This is a genomic window from Dietzia sp. oral taxon 368, from assembly GCF_002999155.1.
GTDB lineage: Bacteria > Actinomycetota > Actinomycetes > Mycobacteriales > Mycobacteriaceae > Dietzia > Dietzia cinnamea.
The window spans coordinates 2,703,313-2,722,123 of the sequence record NZ_CP027238.1 but is presented as its reverse complement, the minus strand read 5'-3'; the positions used below and the strand labels follow the sequence as shown (position 1 = coordinate 2,722,123).

The 18,811-nt window shown below is 70.4% G+C and carries 23 protein-coding genes and 1 tRNA gene; 5 read left to right on the top strand and 19 right to left on the bottom strand.

Translation table 11 applies throughout. The features are described 5' to 3' along the window. The first annotated feature begins 3 nt into the window (after window positions 1-3). The 5 genes from C3V38_RS12685 (at window position 4) to C3V38_RS12665 (ending at window position 2,357) form a co-directional block, all read left to right on the top strand. Window positions 4-477 (top strand): hypothetical protein, encoded by a 474-nt coding sequence (locus tag C3V38_RS12685; RefSeq protein ID WP_106386481.1) that lies wholly within the window; start codon window positions 4-6, stop codon window positions 475-477. Window positions 478-611: 134 nt separating this feature from the next. Next, window positions 612-1,451 carry a phage major capsid protein gene (locus tag C3V38_RS12680; protein ID WP_106385930.1) on the top strand — a complete coding sequence of 280 codons (840 nt, stop codon included), beginning with the start codon at window positions 612-614 and terminating at the stop codon, window positions 1,449-1,451. Beyond that, window positions 1,448-1,762 carry a hypothetical protein gene (locus C3V38_RS12675; RefSeq protein ID WP_106385929.1) on the top strand — a complete coding sequence of 105 codons (315 nt, stop codon included), beginning with the start codon at window positions 1,448-1,450 and terminating at the stop codon, window positions 1,760-1,762. Before C3V38_RS12680 ends, C3V38_RS12675 begins: the two co-directional genes overlap by 4 nt. A gap of 2 nt (window positions 1,763-1,764) precedes the next feature. After that, the gene (locus C3V38_RS12670) at window positions 1,765-2,079 is read left to right on the top strand and encodes a head-tail adaptor protein (RefSeq protein ID WP_129591186.1); all 315 of its coding nucleotides are present in this window, start codon (window positions 1,765-1,767) and stop codon (window positions 2,077-2,079) included. 201 nt (window positions 2,080-2,280) lie between these two features. After that, window positions 2,281-2,357: transfer RNA gene (locus C3V38_RS12665), tRNA-Leu, on the top strand. A gap of 62 nt (window positions 2,358-2,419) precedes the next feature. On the opposite strand, the gene C3V38_RS12660 is transcribed toward C3V38_RS12665, so the two are convergent. The 19 genes from C3V38_RS12660 to C3V38_RS12570 form a co-directional block, all read right to left on the bottom strand. Next, window positions 2,420-2,869, bottom strand: coding sequence for an SRPBCC family protein (locus C3V38_RS12660; RefSeq protein WP_106385927.1), 450 nt, complete (start codon window positions 2,867-2,869; stop codon window positions 2,420-2,422). A gap of 209 nt (window positions 2,870-3,078) precedes the next feature. Then, window positions 3,079-3,738 (bottom strand): MBL fold metallo-hydrolase, encoded by a 660-nt coding sequence (locus C3V38_RS12655; RefSeq protein WP_106385926.1) that lies wholly within the window; start codon window positions 3,736-3,738, stop codon window positions 3,079-3,081. Beyond that, window positions 3,735-4,820, bottom strand: a complete 1,086-nt coding sequence (locus C3V38_RS12650; protein ID WP_106385925.1) for an S-(hydroxymethyl)mycothiol dehydrogenase — start codon at window positions 4,818-4,820, stop codon at window positions 3,735-3,737. Before C3V38_RS12650 ends, C3V38_RS12655 begins: the two co-directional genes overlap by 4 nt. A 157-nt stretch (window positions 4,821-4,977) precedes the next feature. Next, window positions 4,978-5,694, bottom strand: coding sequence for a M23 family metallopeptidase (locus C3V38_RS12645; RefSeq protein WP_106385924.1), 717 nt, complete (start codon window positions 5,692-5,694; stop codon window positions 4,978-4,980). A 208-nt stretch (window positions 5,695-5,902) separates the two neighbouring features. Beyond that, a complete protein-coding gene (pyk, locus tag C3V38_RS12640; RefSeq protein WP_106385923.1) occupies window positions 5,903-7,321 on the bottom strand; it encodes a pyruvate kinase in 1,419 nt (472 codons plus the stop codon). Window positions 7,322-7,367: 46 nt separating this feature from the next. Beyond that, the gene (gene lgt / locus C3V38_RS12635; RefSeq protein ID WP_106385922.1) at window positions 7,368-8,273 is read right to left on the bottom strand and encodes a prolipoprotein diacylglyceryl transferase; all 906 of its coding nucleotides are present in this window, start codon (window positions 8,271-8,273) and stop codon (window positions 7,368-7,370) included. After that, window positions 8,270-9,058: a tryptophan synthase subunit alpha gene (gene trpA / locus C3V38_RS12630; protein ID WP_106385921.1), complete on the bottom strand. Its 789-nt coding sequence runs from the start codon at window positions 9,056-9,058 to the stop codon at window positions 8,270-8,272. The genes lgt and trpA overlap by 4 nt, the downstream gene beginning before the upstream one ends. After that, window positions 9,055-10,350, bottom strand: coding sequence for a tryptophan synthase subunit beta (gene trpB, locus C3V38_RS12625; RefSeq protein ID WP_106386480.1), 1,296 nt, complete (start codon window positions 10,348-10,350; stop codon window positions 9,055-9,057). Before trpB ends, trpA begins: the two co-directional genes overlap by 4 nt. A 67-nt stretch (window positions 10,351-10,417) precedes the next feature. Further along, entirely contained in the window at window positions 10,418-11,230 is an 813-nt protein-coding gene (trpC, locus tag C3V38_RS12620) for an indole-3-glycerol phosphate synthase TrpC (RefSeq protein ID WP_106385920.1), read from the bottom strand. 99 nt (window positions 11,231-11,329) lie between these two features. Beyond that, the gene (locus C3V38_RS12615; protein WP_106385919.1) at window positions 11,330-12,040 is read right to left on the bottom strand and encodes a Trp biosynthesis-associated membrane protein; all 711 of its coding nucleotides are present in this window, start codon (window positions 12,038-12,040) and stop codon (window positions 11,330-11,332) included. Then, a complete protein-coding gene (locus tag C3V38_RS12610) occupies window positions 12,037-13,578 on the bottom strand; it encodes an anthranilate synthase component I (RefSeq protein WP_106385918.1) in 1,542 nt (513 codons plus the stop codon). The genes C3V38_RS12615 and C3V38_RS12610 overlap by 4 nt, the downstream gene beginning before the upstream one ends. Beyond that, complete coding sequence (locus C3V38_RS12605) at window positions 13,575-13,754, bottom strand: 4-oxalocrotonate tautomerase family protein (RefSeq protein WP_007632015.1); 180 nt, start codon at window positions 13,752-13,754, stop codon at window positions 13,575-13,577. Before C3V38_RS12605 ends, C3V38_RS12610 begins: the two co-directional genes overlap by 4 nt. 5 nt (window positions 13,755-13,759) lie before the next feature. Beyond that, window positions 13,760-14,113 carry a phosphoribosyl-AMP cyclohydrolase gene (gene hisI / locus C3V38_RS12600; protein WP_106385917.1) on the bottom strand — a complete coding sequence of 118 codons (354 nt, stop codon included), beginning with the start codon at window positions 14,111-14,113 and terminating at the stop codon, window positions 13,760-13,762. Next, window positions 14,110-14,883, bottom strand: coding sequence for an imidazole glycerol phosphate synthase subunit HisF (hisF, locus tag C3V38_RS12595; RefSeq protein ID WP_106385916.1), 774 nt, complete (start codon window positions 14,881-14,883; stop codon window positions 14,110-14,112). The genes hisI and hisF overlap by 4 nt, the downstream gene beginning before the upstream one ends. Before the next feature lie 7 nt (window positions 14,884-14,890). Beyond that, window positions 14,891-15,805, bottom strand: a complete 915-nt coding sequence (locus C3V38_RS12590) for an inositol monophosphatase (RefSeq protein ID WP_106385915.1) — start codon at window positions 15,803-15,805, stop codon at window positions 14,891-14,893. 65 nt (window positions 15,806-15,870) lie between these two features. Then, window positions 15,871-16,626 carry a bifunctional 1-(5-phosphoribosyl)-5-((5-phosphoribosylamino)methylideneamino)imidazole-4-carboxamide isomerase/phosphoribosylanthranilate isomerase PriA gene (gene priA, locus C3V38_RS12585; protein WP_106385914.1) on the bottom strand — a complete coding sequence of 252 codons (756 nt, stop codon included), beginning with the start codon at window positions 16,624-16,626 and terminating at the stop codon, window positions 15,871-15,873. Then, window positions 16,626-16,877: a hypothetical protein gene (locus C3V38_RS12580; protein WP_061228793.1), complete on the bottom strand. Its 252-nt coding sequence runs from the start codon at window positions 16,875-16,877 to the stop codon at window positions 16,626-16,628. Before C3V38_RS12580 ends, priA begins: the two co-directional genes overlap by 1 nt. Before the next feature lie 22 nt (window positions 16,878-16,899). Further along, window positions 16,900-17,565 (bottom strand): imidazole glycerol phosphate synthase subunit HisH, encoded by a 666-nt coding sequence (hisH, locus tag C3V38_RS12575; RefSeq protein ID WP_061228794.1) that lies wholly within the window; start codon window positions 17,563-17,565, stop codon window positions 16,900-16,902. Next, complete coding sequence (locus C3V38_RS12570) at window positions 17,562-18,809, bottom strand: MFS transporter (protein WP_106385913.1); 1,248 nt, start codon at window positions 18,807-18,809, stop codon at window positions 17,562-17,564. The genes hisH and C3V38_RS12570 overlap by 4 nt, the downstream gene beginning before the upstream one ends. Between the last annotated feature and the right edge of the window lie 2 nt (window positions 18,810-18,811).

Genomic DNA, 18,811 nt, shown 5'->3' with positions numbered 1-18,811 from the left:
GACATGACTCAGGATCAGGACACCGAGGATGTCCAGCAGGCGGACTCCCTCGAGGACGCAACCACGGACGACAACTCCGGGGACGAGACCAGTCACGGTGATGACGACGGCAACCAAGGCCACGATGACCTCGGTTCCGAGGAGACCGAGCCGGAGGTGTTTCCCGCCAAGGTCGTCAAGGATCTCCGCAAGGAGAACGCCCGCTATCGGGAGCGCGCCCAGAAGGCCGACCAGCTCGCCCAGAGGCTCCACACCGCCCTCGTGGCCGGCACCGGCAAGCTCGCCGACCCGACGGACCTCGAGTTCGACGAGGCCCACCTCGAGGACCCGGACGCCCTCGCCGCCGCCGTGGACGACCTCCTGGCCCGCAAGCCCCACCTCCGAGCGCGTCGGGTGGCCGGGGACGTCGGGCAGGGCAACCGCGGCAAGACCGGCAATGGACCGGATCTCCTCGAGGCCATGAGGGGCACCTTGTAGCGTCACGTGACGACAATGACGGGGACGTCGGGTACAATCTCACTATGTGGGACCCGGCGTCCCCTTCGTCGTAGGTCACCCCGGCGGTGAACGCACACCACTCCCGTTCACACGTTCCGAAAGGGTGACCCCTCATGGTCAACACCACCACCAACACCGCGTCCACCATCCAGGACCAGGTGTCCACGATGCTCGTGCAGCCCCTCGAGGCCGCGTCCGTCGTCCTGTCGTCCGGCGCCACGATCTTCAACTCCTCGGAGCCGCTGCGCATCCCCCGCCTGACCGGCTCCGCCGACGTGTCGTGGGTGGGTGAGGGTGAGCAGATCCCCGACGACTACACCGCCGACTTCGACGAACTGTCGCTCATGCCGACGAACCGCAAGAGCATCAAGGCCATCGTCCGCGTCACCAATGAGTTGATCCGGCAGGCCAAGATCGGCGTGTCCGGTGTCCTCCAGCAGCGACTGGTCCACGACGTCAAGACCAAGCTCGACGACGCCCTCCTCAACGGCGACGGGACCGACAACACCGTCACCGGTGTCCTGCACCAGGCCGGCACCCAGCAGGCGGTCCTGGACCTCGCGGACCCGGACAGCCTCCTCGACGCCCTCGCCAAGGCCACCGCCGCCGAGGTCACCCCCAACCGGTGGATCTTCAACGGTGGCGACTTCTACACCCTCCGCAAGGTCAAGGACGGCGACGGCCGGTACATCCTCGAGTCGGACATCACCTCCGACACCACGTACCGACTGTTCGGTGTCCCCGTGACCGTGTCGAACCGGATGCCCGCCGGTAAGGGACTCCTCCTCGACGCCTCGCAGCTCGCCGTCGTCCGCGACATCGACCCGCAGGTCAAGATCCTCGACCAGAAGTACGCCGACACCGACGAGACCGGCATCCGCGTCGTCACCCGCTACGACCTCGGCCTCATCCACCCCGAGGGAGTCGTAGTCCTGACCGACGAGACGCCGTGACCAGCGGCACCGCGGTCCTAGCGTTTCTGGGGCACGACGACTCGGACCCGGTCCTGTTCACGCAGGCCACCGCCGCCGTCGCCACCGTGGAGGCTATGGTCGCCGCGTACTGCCGGGGCCGGCACAAGCTCGCATCCGGGCAGACGCGGGACGGGATCGACGAGGTGATCCTCACGGCCGCGGCGCGACTGGTCACGAACCCGTCGGGCATCCCCTACGACACCGGCGGGGTGTCCATCCGTGGCGGCTTCACCGGGTTCACCCTCGTGGAGTTGGCCGTGTTGAACCGCTACCGGGTGCGTGCCCTGTGATCGTGTTCCAGGACAGGGCAGCCCTGAAGCGTCGGGAGATCGTCAACTACGACCGGTACGGGTCGCCGATCTACGCCGACGTGGAGGTTCCGGTCCGCTGCTCCATGTCGCCGCTCGGCTCCTCGGAGACCGTGGCGCACCGTGACTTGGTGTCGACCCGGTACCGGATGCTGACCGGTCCGCGCACCGAGATCCGGCCCGCTGACCGGGTGGTGTGGCGCGGTGTGGACTACGACGTCGACGGTGACGTGGAGCGGCACACCGTGGCCGGCCGGGACCATCACTTCGAGGTGATCCTCAAGCGCACCTCCGGGTAGCGCCATTAGACCGCCGTCGCCTCCTTCGTGGGGTTGGACAGCGACGGCAGAGCCCCGCCGGGTACCTCCTTCCGCCCGGCGGGGCTCACCCCTTCTCGGTACGCAGAGAGTACGCAGGAGATCCACTCCACGACTCCACCCGCCAACAAGCGCCACCGTGTTTCCGCAGGTAGAAGCACTATCGCCAATATTAGCCGCAACGCCCCCACCTGGGACAATAGGTGTAGATCGGATTCAAAACCCGTCCAGTGTCGGTTCGAGTCCGACCGGGGGCACCACCACGCCGACCCTTCCGCACCATGGCGGGGAAACTGTGCCGTTCAGCGCCCACGCCAGGAAGTCAGCCCTCGACGTCGGCCTTGAGGTTGGTCAGCAGCTGGTGCTGGATGCGCTTGAGTCCGGCCGGCGCGAAGGTCCGCTCGAAGAACCCGCCCACTCCCCCCGCTCCGTCCCAGGACGTGGTCATCTCGACGAGCGAGCCGCCCGTGGCCTCGCGGACTGTGTACGTGGTGGCCATGGACGAGTTCTCGTCCTTCTCCACGAGCGACCAGTGCGCGCCCGCGTCGTCCACCGTCACGGTCGCCTTGACGTCGCGGTCGCGCTTCTTCGTCGCCTGCAGGTTCCAGGCCGCGACGGTGCCGTGGCCCTGCCCGCCCTCGATAAGGCGGTAGGCGCTGAACTGCTCGGGCTGGATCCGCGGCCGGACCTGCGCGTAGTCGGCGATCGCCGTGGTCACGGCATCGACCGTTGCCTCGATGACGATGGTGTTGGTGGCGGTGACCCTGGCCATGTCGGTGACTCCTCCTCGTGGGTCCGACCCTTTCGCACCCGACGCGGTCGCGAGGGCGGCGCCGGTGGGCGCGTCAGACCACTCCCATCCTGCCCGACGGCGGCGGCCCGTATCGGCCCACCGCGCTGCAGGCCTGCCGGCCGGGACGGGACCGGCCCGCGGCGACACCGACCGGCGTCACACCGGGCCGGCTGGGTCCGCGCGGGGTCTCAGTGCCCGCGCCTGATCCATTCCTCGAGGTGCGGGGATTCGTCCCCGACCTTCGTGCCGTCGCCGTGACCGGTGTGCACGAGGGTCTCCGCGGGGAGCGTGAGGATCCGCTCGCGGATGGAGGTGATGATCGTCGGGAAGTCCGAGTACGAGCGCCCGGTGGCGCCCGGCCCGCCCGAGAACAGCGTGTCGCCCGAGAACAGGACACCCGCCTCGGGGACGTGGAACACGCACGAACCCGGCGAGTGCCCGGGGGTGTTCATCACGTCGACGCGGGTGCCAGCGATCTCGAACTGCTGACCGTCCTGCAGTTCACCGTGGGAGACGTCCGGATGCGTCTCGTCCCACAGCATCTGGTCGCCGGGGTGGACGAAAATCGGGGCGTCGAGCTTCTCGGACAGCTCCGGTGCCACCGTGATGTGGTCGTTGTGGGCGTGCGAGCACAGGATGCCCTTGACCTTCCGCCCCCCGACCGCGTCGATGATCGGCTGGGCCGTGTGGGCCGCGTCGATCACGAATACCTCGGAGTCGTCCCCGAGGATCCAGATGTTGTTGTCCACCTCCCACTCGCCGCCGTCGAGCGCGAAGATCCCGCTCGTGACGACCTTCTCGATACGCAGCCCGCCGGCGTAGCCGGCGCTGGTGTAGGTCTCACTCACAACGTCACCACCGATCGCAGTACGGAACCTGCCTTCATGGCGTCGAACGCCGCCTCGACGGCGTCGATGCCGATCCGCTCGGAGACGAACTTCTCCAGCGGGAGTCGACCCTGTAGATGCAGGTCGACGAGCATCGGGAAATCCCTCTCGGGCAGGCAGTCGCCGTACCAGGAGGACTTGAGGGACCCGCCGCGGCCGAAGAAGTCCAGCAGCGGGAGCTCCAGGCGCATCTCCGGCGTGGGGACCCCCACCAGGACGACCGTACCGGCGAGATCGCGAGCGTAGAAGGCCTGCTCGTACGTCTCCGGCCGACCGACCGCGTCGATCACGACGTCGGCGCCGAATCCGCCTGTGAGCTCCCGGATCGCGCCCACCGGATCGCTGGAGGTGGAGTTGACCGTGTGGGTCGCCCCGAAGTCCTTGGCCCACTCGAGTTTGGTGTCGTCGATGTCCACCGCGATGATCCCGGAGGCCCCGGCCAGTCGCGCGCCCGCGATCGCGGCGACGCCGACACCGCCGCACCCGATCACGGCCACGGACTGACCGCGGGTGACCTTGCCGGTGTTGATCGCGGCACCGATGCCGGCCATCACGCCACAGCCGAGCAGCCCGGCGACCGCCGGGTCGGCGGACGGATCGACCTTCGTGCACTGGCCCTCGTGGACCAGCGTCTTGTCGATGAACGCCCCGATACCGAGTGCGGGCGTGAGCTCGGTACCGTCGGTCAGCGTCATCGGCTTCGACGCGTTGTGGGTGTTGAAGCAGTACTCGAGCTGCCCGCGCTTGCAGGCGCGGCACTCGCCACACACCGCGCGCCAGTTGAGGACCACGTAGTCGCCCTCGGCCACGTGCGAGACGCGGTCCCCGACGGTCTCGACGACTCCCGCGGCCTCGTGACCGAGCAGGAACGGGTACTCGTCGTTGATCCCGCCGTCCCGGTACGCCAGATCGGTATGGCAGACGCCACACGCCTGCACACGCACTATGACGTCGTTGGGACCCGGATCGGGGACCACGACGTCGACCAACTCGACCTCGGCGCCCTTACTGCGGGCGATGACGCCCTTCACGGTCTGCGACATAGATCGCCTCTCGACTAGATGTTGATGCTCTCCCCCACTCTGTCAGAAGCGCGCGGGGTCCGGCCGCACAAAGCGACGCGCCCCGCCTCCTTCAGGGGAGACGGGGCGGTGCGTCCGGGAGCCGGGATGCCCCGGTCAGTCGGCGACGTCCTCGCGATCAGACCGCGATGCCGTTGGCGCGCAGCCACGGCACGGGATCGATCCACTGGCCGGCCGGGTTCCGCACGCCGAAGTGGAGGTGCGGACCGGTGGAGTAGCCACGGTTGCCGACCGTCCCGATGACCTGACCGGCGTTGACCCGCTGGCCCACGGAGACGTAGTTCTGATCGTTGTGGCCGTACTCGAGGAGGTGGCCGTCGTCGGTCTGGATGCGGATCCATAGACCGTACCCGGACGCCGGCCCGGCCGCGACGACGGTGCCCGACTTGGCGGCGAACATCGGGGTGCCGATCGGGGCACCGAAGTCCGTGCCGTTGTGGAACGTTCCCCAGCGCGGACCGAAACCGGAGGTGATGGGGCCATAGGTGGGAGCGTGCGCACCCCCGGCGGCCGGGAGACCGAGCGAACCGAACATCGCCGGGTCGATCGCGTATTCGCGCAGCTGCTCAGGTGTGAGGCCGATGCCCTGGACGACGCCCTGCGCCATCTCGGTGAGCTGGTCCACGCCGATCTCGGCGGACTGCGCGGACGCGGCGGGGGCGGCGGCGAGAGCCGCGCCGCCCGTGAGGGCCGCGCCGGCGACGGTGCCGGCGACGAGGCGGCCCACGGCGTGGGAGGAACGGGCTGCACGGTGGCGACCGGCGGTCGCGCCGGAACCCTCAACGCCGAGTCGGTCTGCGAGCTCGGCGAAGGTGATGCGAGTGGCGTCGGACATCAGGGGAAACCTCGGGGTCTAGAGGGGTGAAGCAGTGAGCCGACCGGCTTCCCCGGTGGCCTCCAAGAAGGTAACAGAATTATCTCGGCGCTGTCACGCCAAAAGCACGAACTCAGACGAAAGCACCGGTGAGCGGGCGTGCTCACCGGTGCTTCCGGGCGTTATCAGATGGTGACTACGGGCCGTCGGCTCCCCGTCCCCGCCCTGTTCAGTGGTCGGCCTCGCCGATCCGGTGCACGAGGATGAAGTTGGTCGACCCCTCCACCCCCGGCACGTTGCCGGCGACGATCACGATGAGGTCGTCCTCGTTGTATCCCTCGACCGGGAGTAGGAGTTCGTCGGTGACCTTCACCAGCTCCGCCGTCTCGGTGACGCGGTCGGTGAGGAAGGTCTCGGTTCCCCACGTCAGCGCCAGCTGACTGCGGATGCGCGGATCGCCGGTGATGGCGATGAGCGGCAGGTGACTGTGCAGGCGGGCGAGACGCCGGACGGTGTCGCCGGTGGAGGTGACCGCGACGAGCGCCTTGGCGCCGAGCCGCTCACCGATCTCGCGCGCCGAGTACGAGATCACACCACGCTTGGTACGCGGGATGTGGACCAGGTCGGGTGCGGCGGTGGAATCCGACTCCACCGCCAGTGCGATGGAGGACATCGTCCGCACGGCGTCGATGGGGTACTTGCCCACGGAGGTCTCGCCGGAGAGCATGACCGCGTCCGCTCCGTCGAGGACCGCGTTGGCCACATCGGAGGCCTCCGCCCTCGTCGGCCGGGAGTTGGTGATCATCGACTCGAGCATCTGCGTGGCCACGATGACCGGCTTGGCGTTCTCCCGGGCGATCTGGATGGCCCGCTTCTGCACCAGCGGCACCTCCTGCAGCGGCAGCTCGACGCCCAGGTCGCCGCGCGCCACCATGATGGCGTCGAACGCCAACACGATGGACTCGAGGTTCTTGACGGCCTCGGGCTTCTCGAGCTTGGCGATGACGGGGACGTGGATGCCCACCTCGTCCATCACCTCGTGCACGAGGTCGACATCCGCGGGGGACCGCACGAAGGACAACGCGATGAAGTCGACGCCCAGACCGAGGGCGAACCTCAGATCGGCGATGTCCTTCTCGCTCAGTGCGGGCACGGAGACGTTCATGCCCGGCAGCGAGACGCCCTTGTTGTTGGAGACGGTGCCGCCCTCGGTGACGACGCAGTGCACGTCGTCGCCCTCGACCCGCTCGACGGTCAGGCCGATGTTCCCGTCGTCCACCAGCAGGCGGTCCCCCGGACGCGCGTCGGCGGCCAGCCCCTTGTACGTGGTGGAGACGCGATCCTTGGTGCCCTCGACGTCCGCGACGGTGATGACGACGTGGTCGCCCTCCGCCCACTCGTGCCGGCCCTCGATGAACCGGCCGAGCCTGATCTTGGGGCCCTGGAGGTCCGCGAGCACGCCGACCGCGCGTCCGGACTCGTCGGAGGCCTTGCGGACCCACCTGTAGTTGGTCTCGTGGTCGGCATGCTCTCCGTGACTGAAGTTGAGACGGGCGACATCCATCCCCGCATCGACCAGCTCACGGATGCCGGCCTCCGAGGCGACGGCGGGACCCAGGGTGCAGACGATCTTGGTACGACGATTCACCCGACCCAATCTAGTCCCCTCGACCGGCGGGCCGGTTAACCCGACGTCAACGGCCGGCCAACGGGGGTGCGTCCGTCGGCCCCTCCCCCACCGACTCGACCACGGGATCGCCCGGAGCGCGCAGCTGGGAGGGGTTCTCGCGGCCGCGGCGGGCACGCCAGAAGTACAGCAGTGCGGCGATCATGACGACCAGCGACACGATCGTGTTGATCCGCAGTCCGAACACCTCGGTGGCGGCGTCGGCGCGCAGCAATTCGACCCAGAACCGGCCGAAACAGTACAGCGCCACATAGAGGGCGAAGAGCCGGCCGTGGACGAGCCTGAACCGGCGGTCGATCAGCACAAGTGCGACGGCCACGAGGACGTTCCACAGGAGTTCGTAGAGGAAGGTGGGGTGCACCGTCGCCAGCACCTGGCCGGTGGAACGCCCGATGGTCTCGGAGTAGCCGTACGCCTCGTCGTAGCGCTGGTAGATCTCCAGGGCCCACGGCACGTCGGTCTCGCGGCCGTAGAGCTCCTGGTTGAAGTAGTTGCCGAGACGGCCGATGCCCTGCGCGAGAACGATGCCCGGCGCGACCGAGTCCCCGAGTGCGCCGAGGGCCCGGATCCCCTGCTGCCGCAGACCGATGTAGGCGCCGAGCGCACCGAACGCGACGGCACCCCAGATACCGAGGCCGCCGTCCCAGATCTTCAGCGCGTCGACCGGGTTGCGGCCCTCACCGAAGTAGCGGTACCAGTCGGTGGCCACGTGGTAGATGCGCCCGCCGACGAGGCCGAACGGGATCGCCCACAGAGCGGTGTCGAGCACGACCCCCGCCCGCCCGCCACGCGCGACCCAGCGCTTCTCACCCCACCAGACGGCGATGACGATGCCGAGGATGATCCACAACGCATAAGCACGCAGCGGAAAGGGGCCGATCTCCCACACGCCCTGCGGAGGACTCGGGATCACGACGGCACCCCGCGGCGGACACCCTCGGCCAGCTCCGCGGTCAGACTCCTGAGCGCGTCGGGCCCCTCGGTCGCCGCCGTGATGAGCGCCGAGCCGACGATGACGCCGTCGGCGTAGGACGCGATCTCCGCGGCCTGGTCACCGTTCCGCACACCCAGGCCCACGCCGCAGGCCAGATCAGAGATCTCGCGCACCCGCGCGGTGAGCGTGCGCGGCGCGTCGGTGACCACGTCCCGCGCGCCGGTGACGCCCATGACCGCCTGGACGTAGACGAAGCCGCCCGTGCGCGACAGCGTCATCGCCAGTCGTTCCGGGGTGGACGACGGGGCCACGAGGAAGACCCGGTCGATGCCGTGCGCATCGGAGGCGGCGATCCAGTCGTCCGCCTCGTCGGGGATGAGGTCGGGGGTGATCACGCCGGTGCCGCCGGCCGCCGCGAGATCGGCGGCGAAGCGGTCGACCCCGTACTGCAGGACGGGGTTCCAATAGGTCATCACGACGGGCACCGCGCCGGCGTCGGCGACCGCCCGGACCACCTCGAAGGTGTCCGCCACCCGGAATCCCGCCTCGAGGGCGGTGTCGGCGGCGGCCTGGATGGTGGGGCCGTCCATCATGGGATCGGAGTATGGGATCCCGACCTCGATGATGTCGCAGCCGCCCTCGGCCATCGTCCGGACGGCCTCGAGCGAGCCCTCGAGGGTCGGGTATCCGGCCGGGTAGTAGCCGACGAGCGCGGCCCGGTTTTCCGCCCGGCACCGCTCGAACACGTCGCTGAGAACGCTCATCCTTCGACTCCCCCGTCCGCGTACGCGCCCTCGCCGTCGTCGGCACCCCGACTCGAATCCACCCCGGCCTCCGGCGGTTCACCACCGCCCAACAACCCGAACCACCGCGCGGCGGTGTCGACGTCCTTGTCCCCGCGGCCGGAGACGTTGACGAGGATCAGGCCGACCCCCTCGGCGGCGAGCTGGGCCGCTCCCGCGACCGCGTGCGCGGACTCGATGGCCGGGATGATCCCCTCCGTGCGGCACAACTGCGCGAAGGCGTCCATGGCCTGGGTGTCGGTGATCGGCCGGTATTCGGCGCGACCGATCTCCGACAGCCGCGAGTGCTCCGGCCCGACGCCCGGGTAGTCCAGGCCGGCGGAGATGGAATGCGACTCGATCGTCTGACCGTCCTCGTCCTGCATGAGGTGGGCGTACGAGCCCTGGAACACGCCGGGCCGGCCGGCGTTGACGGTCGCCGCGGTACGCCCGGTGTCCACACCGTCGCCGCCGGCCTCGCAGCCGACGAGGCGCACGGACTCGTCCTCGATGAACGGGTGGAACAGGCCGATCGCATTGGAGCCACCTCCGACGCACGCGACCGCGGCGTCCGGCAGTCGTCCCGCCTGCTCGAGGATCTGCACCCGCGCCTCGGCACCGACGATCCGCTGGAAGTCGCGCACCATCGCCGGGAAGGGGTGCGGCCCGGCCGCGGTACCGAACGCGTAGTACGTGTCGTCGGCGTGCGCGACCCAGTCGCGCATCGCCTCGTTGATCGCGTCCTTGAGGGTGGCCGAGCCGATCTCCACGGCCTCGACCTCCGCGCCGAGCAGACGCATGCGGGCGACGTTGAGCGCCTGACGACGCACGTCCACCGCGCCCATGTAGACCTTGCACTCGAGGCCGAGCAACGCACACGCGGTGGCGGTGGCCACCCCGTGCTGACCGGCGCCGGTCTCCGCGATGACGCGGTTCTTACCCATCCGCTGGGCGAGCAGCGCCTGACCGAGCACGTTGTTGATCTTGTGCGAGCCGGTGTGGTTGAGATCCTCCCGCTTGAGGAACACCCGGGCGCCGATCTCCTCGCCGAACCGCGTGGCCTCGTACAGAGGCGACGGCCGACCCGAATAGTGCTTCTGCAGCCGGTCCAGCTGGTTGAGGTACTCCTCGTCCGCGCGGGCCTTGGCGTAGGCGTCGGTCACCTCGTCGACCACCGCCATCAACGCCTCGGGGACGTAACGGCCCCCGAACGGCCCCCAGTGGCCGCGCTGGTCAGGCTCGTGTCCGGTGGCTGACCGGAGCACCTCCCCCATGGTGGGCAGTGACGTCAGATCCTTGGAGTTCACGCCTCCCAGTCTGCCGGAAGCCCACCACCGGGGCCTAGCGGGGTCCCTGCGGGCAGGAGGGGTGGGCACCCGCCGTGGCCAGTGCGTTGCACGCCGCACGCGGGTCGCCCTGGGTCACCAGTCCCTCGCCGACGAGCACCGCGTCCGCTCCCACGCTGGCGTACGCCAGGAGGTCGGAGGCGTCCCGGACACCCGACTCGGCGATCTTCACGACGTCCGACGGCAGGCCCGGCGCGATGCGGGAGAACACGTCCCGGTCGACCTCGAGGGTCTTGAGGTTGCGGGCGTTGACGCCGATGACGCTCGCGCCGGCCTCGAGCGCGCGGTCCGCCTCCTCCTCGGTGTGGACCTCCACCAGCGCGGTCATCCCGAGCGACTCGGTGCGGTCCAGCAGCGACACCAGGGCCTCCTGCTCCAGGGCGGCCACGATGAGCAGGACCAGGTCCGCTCCGTGCGCCCGCGCCTCGTGGATCTGGTACGGCCCCACGACGAAGTCCTTGCGCAGGACCGGGATGTCGACCGCGCGGCGGACCGCGTCGAGATCAGCCAGGCTGCCGTGGAAGCGGCGCTCCTCGGTCAGGCACGAGATGACCCGCGCCCCGCCGTCCTCGTACATGCGGGCCAACACCGCCGGATCGGGAATGTCGGCCAACGCCCCCTTGGACGGGCTCGCCCTCTTCACCTCGGCGATGACGCCCACACCCGGGTCGCGCAGCGCCTTGAGCGCGTCGAGCGGGTCCGGGGCGGACAGGGCCGCCTTCTTCACCGACTCCAGGTCGATGACGGCCTCGCGGGCCGCGACGTCCTCGCGGACCCCATCGAGAATCGAGTCCAGCACGGTACCCACCGTGACCTCCCTCAACAGTGAACGGCGCGGAAAGTGTGATCGAGATCAACAATAGAGGTCCGGAGCCGGGTTCGGAGAATCGGGACCGCCCCGGTCTGGTCAGCTGGTCGGATCGCGCCCCTCGTCGAGCTCCAGCCAGAGGTCACGACCGGCGTCGTCGTCCGCCTCATCCTCAGCCCCGCCTCCGATTCCGGCGGTACCGCGGGTCCCGCCGGTGCCGCCGCCCGTGGTCCCGCCCGCGGCCGCCTCCTCGCGGCGCACGGCGGGCGTGACGTACCGGTCGTCGCGCCGCACGGGACGCGCCGGCCTCGCGAGGACGAGGAGCCCGGCCGCGAGCAGCGCGGCCGCACCCGCGCCGGTGAGCGCCGGGCCCACCGGTCGGGTCGATAACTCGGTGATCCGGGACCACTCCGGGATCGACTCCGAACCTTCGGTGCCCGGCCCCGCGTTGGTCCGGGCGACCCCCTCGTCGCTCGTGATCACCGAATGGACCCGCTCGGCGTCGACGCCGCCCACCGACGAGATCAGCAACGCCACGGCCGCCGCCCCGAGCAGGGCGATGACCGCACCCACGGCGCGGGCGGCGAGCCCCCGCACCAACGCCACCGCCGCGATCGCGGCCAGCGCGCCCAGCGCGAGCGGCACCAGAGCCGGCTGCCACTCGGCGCCTGTGAGCGCGCGCCGGGCCTCGCCCGACTGGTCGTTGAACGCCGCCACGTCGAGCCACACCATCCGGGAGGCGATCCATAGCAGAGCCGCACCGACCAGCAGCAGGATGACGGGTGCCAGGAGCCGGGCGCGACGGCTCACCGGGTCTCCCCCACATGTCGCAGCGTCTCCGCGGCGGAGACGGCCCGCAGGACCGCCATCGCCTTGTTCCGACACTCCGCGTCCTCCGAGGCCGCCACCGAGTCGGCGACGATCCCGGCCCCCGCCTGGACGAATGCGGTGCCGTCCTTGATCACCGCCGAGCGGATCGCGATGGCCTGATCGGTGTTGCCCGCGAAATCCACGTAGCCGACCACTCCGCCGTACACGCCGCGGCGGGTGTCCTCGAAGTCCTCGATGATCTGCAGCGCCCGCGGCTTCGGGGATCCCGAGAGGGTGCCGGCCGGGAAACACGCGGTCACCGCGTCGATGCCCGTCAGCCCTTCTGCCAGGCGCCCCGTCACCGTCGACACGAGGTGCATCACGTGGCTGTACCGCTCCACCTGGCGGAACTCGGTTACCTCGACCGTGCCCGGGACGCAGACGCGGCCCAGGTCGTTGCGTCCTAGGTCGACCAACATGAGATGCTCGGCGTTCTCCTTGGCGTCATCGGCGAGGTCCTTGGCGAGCAGGATGTCGTGCTCGTCGTCGTCTCCCCTCGGCCTCGTCCCGGCGATCGGGTGGGTCGTGGCGACCCCGTCGACCACCGTGACCAGGGCCTCCGGGCTCGATCCAACGATGGTGAACGCCGTCCCGCCGAACCCGTCCGGCCCCGAACCGTCGGGGATCGTCATGAGGAACATGTACGGGCTCGGGTTGGTGGTGCGCAGGATCCGGTACACATCGCGCGGCGAGGCGTCGGCGTCGACCTCGAAGCGCTGACTCAACACCACCTGGAACGCCTCGCCCGCGTGGATCTGTTCGATGATGTCGGCGACGCGCTCGTGATAGGTGGCCTCGTCGGTGCGACGACGCACCTGCGGATCGGGCGTGTCGAACACACTCACCCCGCCGGTGCCCGGCTCGGCGAGACGCGCCGTCATCGACTCCAGCCTCGCGACCGCGTCCGCATACGCCTCGTCCACCCGTTCGTCGCTGCCGTCCCAGTTGACCGCGTTGGCGATGAGATGGATCCGACCCTCGTGGTGGTCGAACGCCGCCAGGTCCGTGGCCAGCAACTGGACGAGTTCCGGCACCCGCAGGTCGTCGACCGTGTCCGGGGCGATCCGCTCGAGCCTGCGCACAATGTCGTACCCCAGGTAGCCGACCATCCCGGACGTCAGCGGCGGCAGCCCCACGATCTGATCGGTCCGCAACAGGTCGAGGGTCCGCCGGAGCGCGTCCAGCGGATCCCCTCCGGTCGGCGCCCCGACGGGGACGCTGCCCCACCACGTCGCCTCACCGGACTCGTCGACGGTCAGGGCCGCCGCCGCGCCGCAGCCGATGAACGACCACCGTGACCAGGAGCGTCCGTGCTCGGCAGACTCCAGCAGGAACGTGCCCGGCCGGTCCTCCGCCAGCTTAACGTAGGCCGAGAGCGGGGTCTCGGAATCCGCGAGGACGGTCCGCACGACTGGCACCACCCGGTGCCCGACGGCGAGAGCGCGGAACTGCTCCAACGTGGTGGTCGCGGTGCTCATCCGAGGGCCTTGCCGCCGATGCCGAAGGAGTCGTGCGGCATGTCGTTGACGTGGACCCACACCTTCGCGGGGTCCTTGCCCGAGGCCTCCGCGTACGCCGCGGTGACGGCCTCGATGACGCGGGCCTTGCCCTCCGCGGTCATCCCGTCGAGCTGGTTGATCTGGATGAACGGCACGGCGATCAGTCCTCCCCGAGAAGTATGGCGGTGTCGAAACAACTGGTCGTGCCGTTGTGGCACGCCGCCCCGGTCTGGTCCACGCGCAGAAGGACGGTGTCCCCGTCGCAGTCGATCTCCACGCTACGGACGAGCTGCACGTGGCCCGAGGTCTCCCCCTTCACCCAGCGCCGACCCCGCGAGCGCGAGTAGTACACGCCGCGACGCGTCGCCAGGGTCTCGGCGAGCGCGGCGTCGTCCATCCACGCCATCATGAGCACCCGCCCCGAGGTGGCGTCCTGGACGACCGCCGCGACCAGGCCGTCGGCGGTGCGCGAGAGCCGCTCGGCGATCGAGCGGTCCAGCACGTGGCCGGTCATCGGACCGTGATCCCCTCTGCCGCGAGCGCCTTCTTGACGTCGCCGATCGTCATCTCACCGAAGTGGAAGACACTGGCCGCCAGGACCGCGTCCGCCCCGGCGTGGACGGCGGGCGCGAAGTGCTCCACCGCTCCCGCGCCGCCCGAGGCGATCACGGGGATCGAGACGGCCTCGCGGACCGCCCGCACCATCGCCAGGTCGAAGCCCTCTTTGGTGCCGTCGGCGTCCATCGAGTTGAGGAGGATCTCACCCACGCCCAGCTCCTGCCCGCGGCGGGCCCATTCGACCGCGTCGATGCCGGTGCCGCGTCGGCCACCGTGCGTGGTGACCTCCCACCCCGACGGCGTCGGCTCGGATCCCTCGGGCACCGTGCGCGCGTCGACGGACAGCACGATGCACTGCGAACCGAAGCGCCGGCTGAGCTCACCGAGGAGCTCAGGCCGGGCGATGGCGGCGGTATTCACGCTGACCTTGTCGGCGCCGGCCCGCAGCAGCTGATCGACGTCCTCCTCGGTGCGGACACCGCCGCCCACGGTGAGTGGGATGAAGACCTGCTCGGCGGTGCGACGGACCACGTCGATCATCGTGCCGCGGCCCGCGGACGACGCGGTGACATCGAGGAACGTCAGCTCGTCCGCTCCCTGTGCGTCATAGGCCGCGGCGAGCTCCACGGGATCGCCGGCGTCGCGGAGATCGAGGAAGTTCACGCCCTTGACCACGCGGCCGGCATCGACGTCGAGGCACGGGATGACCCTGGTGGCGAGTGTCATGGTCGAATCACCGATCCCCGGCGAGCCACGGGCGGGGACTCTCCGGTTCCGGCGTGGCGCGACGTCGACCCGCCTCGAAGAAGTTCCCCGGCTCCCCGAGCTGCCGGACCGTGCCCAGCACCTCCGCGTGGGCTCGCGGCGACGCCGCCAGCAGCGAGGGCGAGTCGATGGACCACGGCCCACCCGCGAGGTCGGTGACGACACCCCCCGCGGCCCGGATGTGGGAGGCGCCCGCGGCGTTGTCCCAGGCGTAGTTGCCGAAGCTCACCGCGGCGGACAGGCGGCCCGACGCGACGAACGACAGGTCGACACCGGTGGAGCCGAACTTGCGGGTCCGCGCGGCGTCGAGGGTGAGCTGCTCGAACACCTCACGGCGGTAGGCCGGGGGGTACGTGGTGCGGGCGCCGGTGTTGAGCGAACCGAGCCCGAGTGCCACGTCGCGGATGGAGACGTCCGACATCCGCGGGGACTCGACGCCGTTCTCCATGAGCGGCCCACCGGCGATCGAGGTGAACGTCAGACCGAGCAACGGCAGCCATGTCAGGCCGAGCACCGGCTGACGATCGTGAACCAATGCGACCAGGATCCCCGCCGTGGGGATCCCCAACGAGTAGTTGGCGGTGCCGTCGATCGGGTCGACCACCCACAGCGTGCCCTCGTTCACCGGAGGGCCGCCGAACTCCTCACCGTGCACCTCGAGGCCCGTGCCCTCACGCAGCGCGTCGGAGATCCGGCGCTCCAGTTCCAGATCCAGCTCGGTTGCGAAGTCGTTCCGAGTGCCCTTGTTCTGGACGCCGGGGGCGCCGACACCCTCGACGAACCGTGGCGTCACCTCGTCGAGCACCCGCCTCGCCAACGCGAGCGCCTCGGCGGGATCGACGGGGAGTCCCGTCGGCAGGGTGTTTCCGGTCTGGTCTGACATCTCGGGCCTCCTGCTCGAGGTCGTGCGGGGGTGGAGCTACCGGGTGGACACGGCGCTCGATGGATTCAGCGGCCGCTGACGGCGGCGAGCGCATCGGGAAGAGTGAACCGTCCGGCGTAGAGGGCCTTGCCCACGATGGCCCCCTCCACGCCCTGCGGCACCAGCGAGGCGATGGCCTCGAGATCCGCGACGGACGAGACGCCACCGGAGGCCACCACCGGTGCGTCGGTGGCCGCGCACACCTGGGAGAGCATCTCCAGGTTGGGCCCGTTGAGCATGCCATCCTTGGACACGTCGGTGACGACGTAGCGGGCACACCCGTCCTTGTCGAGGCGCTCGAGGACCTCCCACAGGTTGCCGCCGTCGGAGACCCATCCCCGACCACGCAGCCGGGGCTCTCCGTCGATGACCCGCACGTCGAGACCCACCGCGATGCGGTCACCGTGACGGGCGATGGCCGAGGCGCACCACTCGGGGTTCTCGAGCGCGGCCGTGCCCAGGTTGACGCGCGCGCACCCGGTGGCGAGCGCGGCCTCGAGCGACTCGTCGTCGCGGATCCCGCCGGACATCTCGACCTTGACGTCGAGCGCCCCCACGACCTCGGCGAGGAGCTCCCGGTTGGTACCCCGTCCGAACGCGGCGTCCAGGTCCACCAGGTGCACCCACTCGGCGCCGTCGTTCTGCCACTGCATCGCCGCGTCGAGCGGTGCGCCGTAGGAGGTCTCCGTCCCGGCCTCGCCCTGGACGAGGCGGACGGCCTGCCCGTCGGCGACGTCGACGGCGGGCAGGAGTTCGAGGTATCTGGCGTTGGTCACGGGCATCAGCCTAGTCCGTCGTCAGCGGGGCGCTCCGCCTGCCCGCCGGGCTCCTCGCCGTACTCCGCGCGGATCGCGCGATCGGTGAACCGGCGGGACGTCAAGCCCATCGCCGCCACCGTCGCGACGACGCCGGCGAGGGCGACGACCGCGCGCCCGGCGGGCGGCAGGGGCAGCAGCGCGACCGCGAGCGCGGTCAGCGCGAGCACCAGGACGCCCGCCCCCGCCACCGCCAGGGCGAGCGCGGCGAACGACACCGCGGCCGGGCCGCGGTCGCTCTCAGGCGACAGAGCGGATCCAGTTCTCGAGGAGCTGCAGGCCGGCGTCCCCGGACTTCTCGGGGTGGAACTGGGTGGCCGACAGCGGGCCGTTCTCCACCGCGGCGATGAACCGGGTCCCGTGCTCCGCCCACGTGACGTCGGGAGCACGCAGGTGGTCGGAGGGCTCCATCTCCCATCGCTGGACGCCGTAGGAGTGCACGAAGTAGAAGCGCTCGTCGGCGGACATGCCGGCGAACAGCACTGTGCGCGCGGGTGCCTCGACGGTGTTCCACCCCATGTGCGGGAGGACGGGGGCGTCGAGCTTCTCCACGACACCGGGCCACTCCCCGCAGCCGGGAGCGCCGGGAGAGCCCTCGTGCTCCCCGTCCGAGAACTCGGTTCCGCGCTCGAACATCACCTGCATGCCCACACAGATGCCCAGGACCGGGCGTCCGCCCGCGAGACGCTCTCCGATGATGCGGGGCCCCTTGACCGCCTCGAGGCCCTTCATGCAGGCGGCGAACGCCCCGACGCCGGGCACGACGAGCGCCTCGGCCTCGGTCGCCACGCGCGGGTCGGAGGTCAGCTCCACCCGGGCGCCGACACGCTCGAGAGCGCGATGAGCCGAGCGCAGGTTGCCGGAGCCGTAGTCCAGGAGCGCCACCCGCGGGGTCGTCTTCGTCATGAGTTCACCTTATCGCCGCTGTCGTCGGAGGCCAGATCTCGTACGGGCCGCGTGCGACGTGCACCCACCGCCGCCGGGCCGCCCACCACGAGGACGATCCCGGCCGCGACCGTGAACAGCACGACGTAACCGAAGCCCGCGAACGCGCCCATGACCACCGACCCGAGCCCGGTGCCGGCGTCGAAGGAGATGTTCCACGACGCGGACGCGGTGCCCAGCCGGGAACGCGGCATCCGCTCGAACGAGCCCACGAGGGCCTCGTTCTGGACGGCGCCGAACCCGAGGCCGAAGACCACGGTCGGGACGAGGAACCACCAGGGGTTCGCCTCCAGTGTCAACAGCGAGGCGATGCCGAGCATTCCGAGAGTCGCGACACCCAGTCCCGGCCACACCAGCGAGCCGGGGCCGCGTCGGTCCGACACGAGCCCCGCGACAGTGCGACCGACGATCACGCCGGCGCCCAGCAGGCCGAGCCCCAGCCCTGCGACCACGGCCCCGCTGCCGGAGGCGATCGAGTCGAGGGCCGGTGACAGGAACGAGGCCGCCGCGCCGTAGGGCAGTGTCACCGCGACCATCACCAGGAACGGTCCGGCGAGGAGGACTATCACCTTCCGGGGCCCCATCCCCTCGTGACCGGACTCCTCGGGCGGGGTCGGGAACACGTGGGGCAGACGCACCGCGGCGACGAGTCCGACGACGCCGAAGGTCGTGGCGGCCCAGGCCACCGTCGGCAGTCCGAACAGGTCGAGCAGCCACAGGCCGACCGGCAGGAAGAGCGCCTCGGAGATGCCCACGGCGAGGCCGATCAGCGAGGTCGCGCGTCCGAGCATCCCCGGCGGCGCGAGTTCGGCGACGAGCGCGGAACCGGCGACCGTCATCATGCCGAAGCCGGCGCCGCGCACCCCGCTGATGGCCAACACCGCGAACGACCCGTCGAAGACCGCTAGCAGGCCCGAGGGCAGGCCCAGCAGGGCGCTGCCGATCCCGAGCACCCACCGGTACCCGATGATCCCCGTGAGCCGGGGGGTGGCCAGCTGGAACAGAACCGTCACCGTCATGAACACGCCCGTCGTGGCCCCCGCGACGAGTTCACTACCGCCGCCGCGGACGACTGCGAGCGGGACGACCGGAAGGAGCAGCGAGAATCCGCCGAATGCCAGCAGGACCAGGACGAAGGCCGCCGGGACACCGGGGGTGCGGGCCAGGCGTGCGAACGCCCCCGGGTTCTCTGCTCGCGCGTTCACGC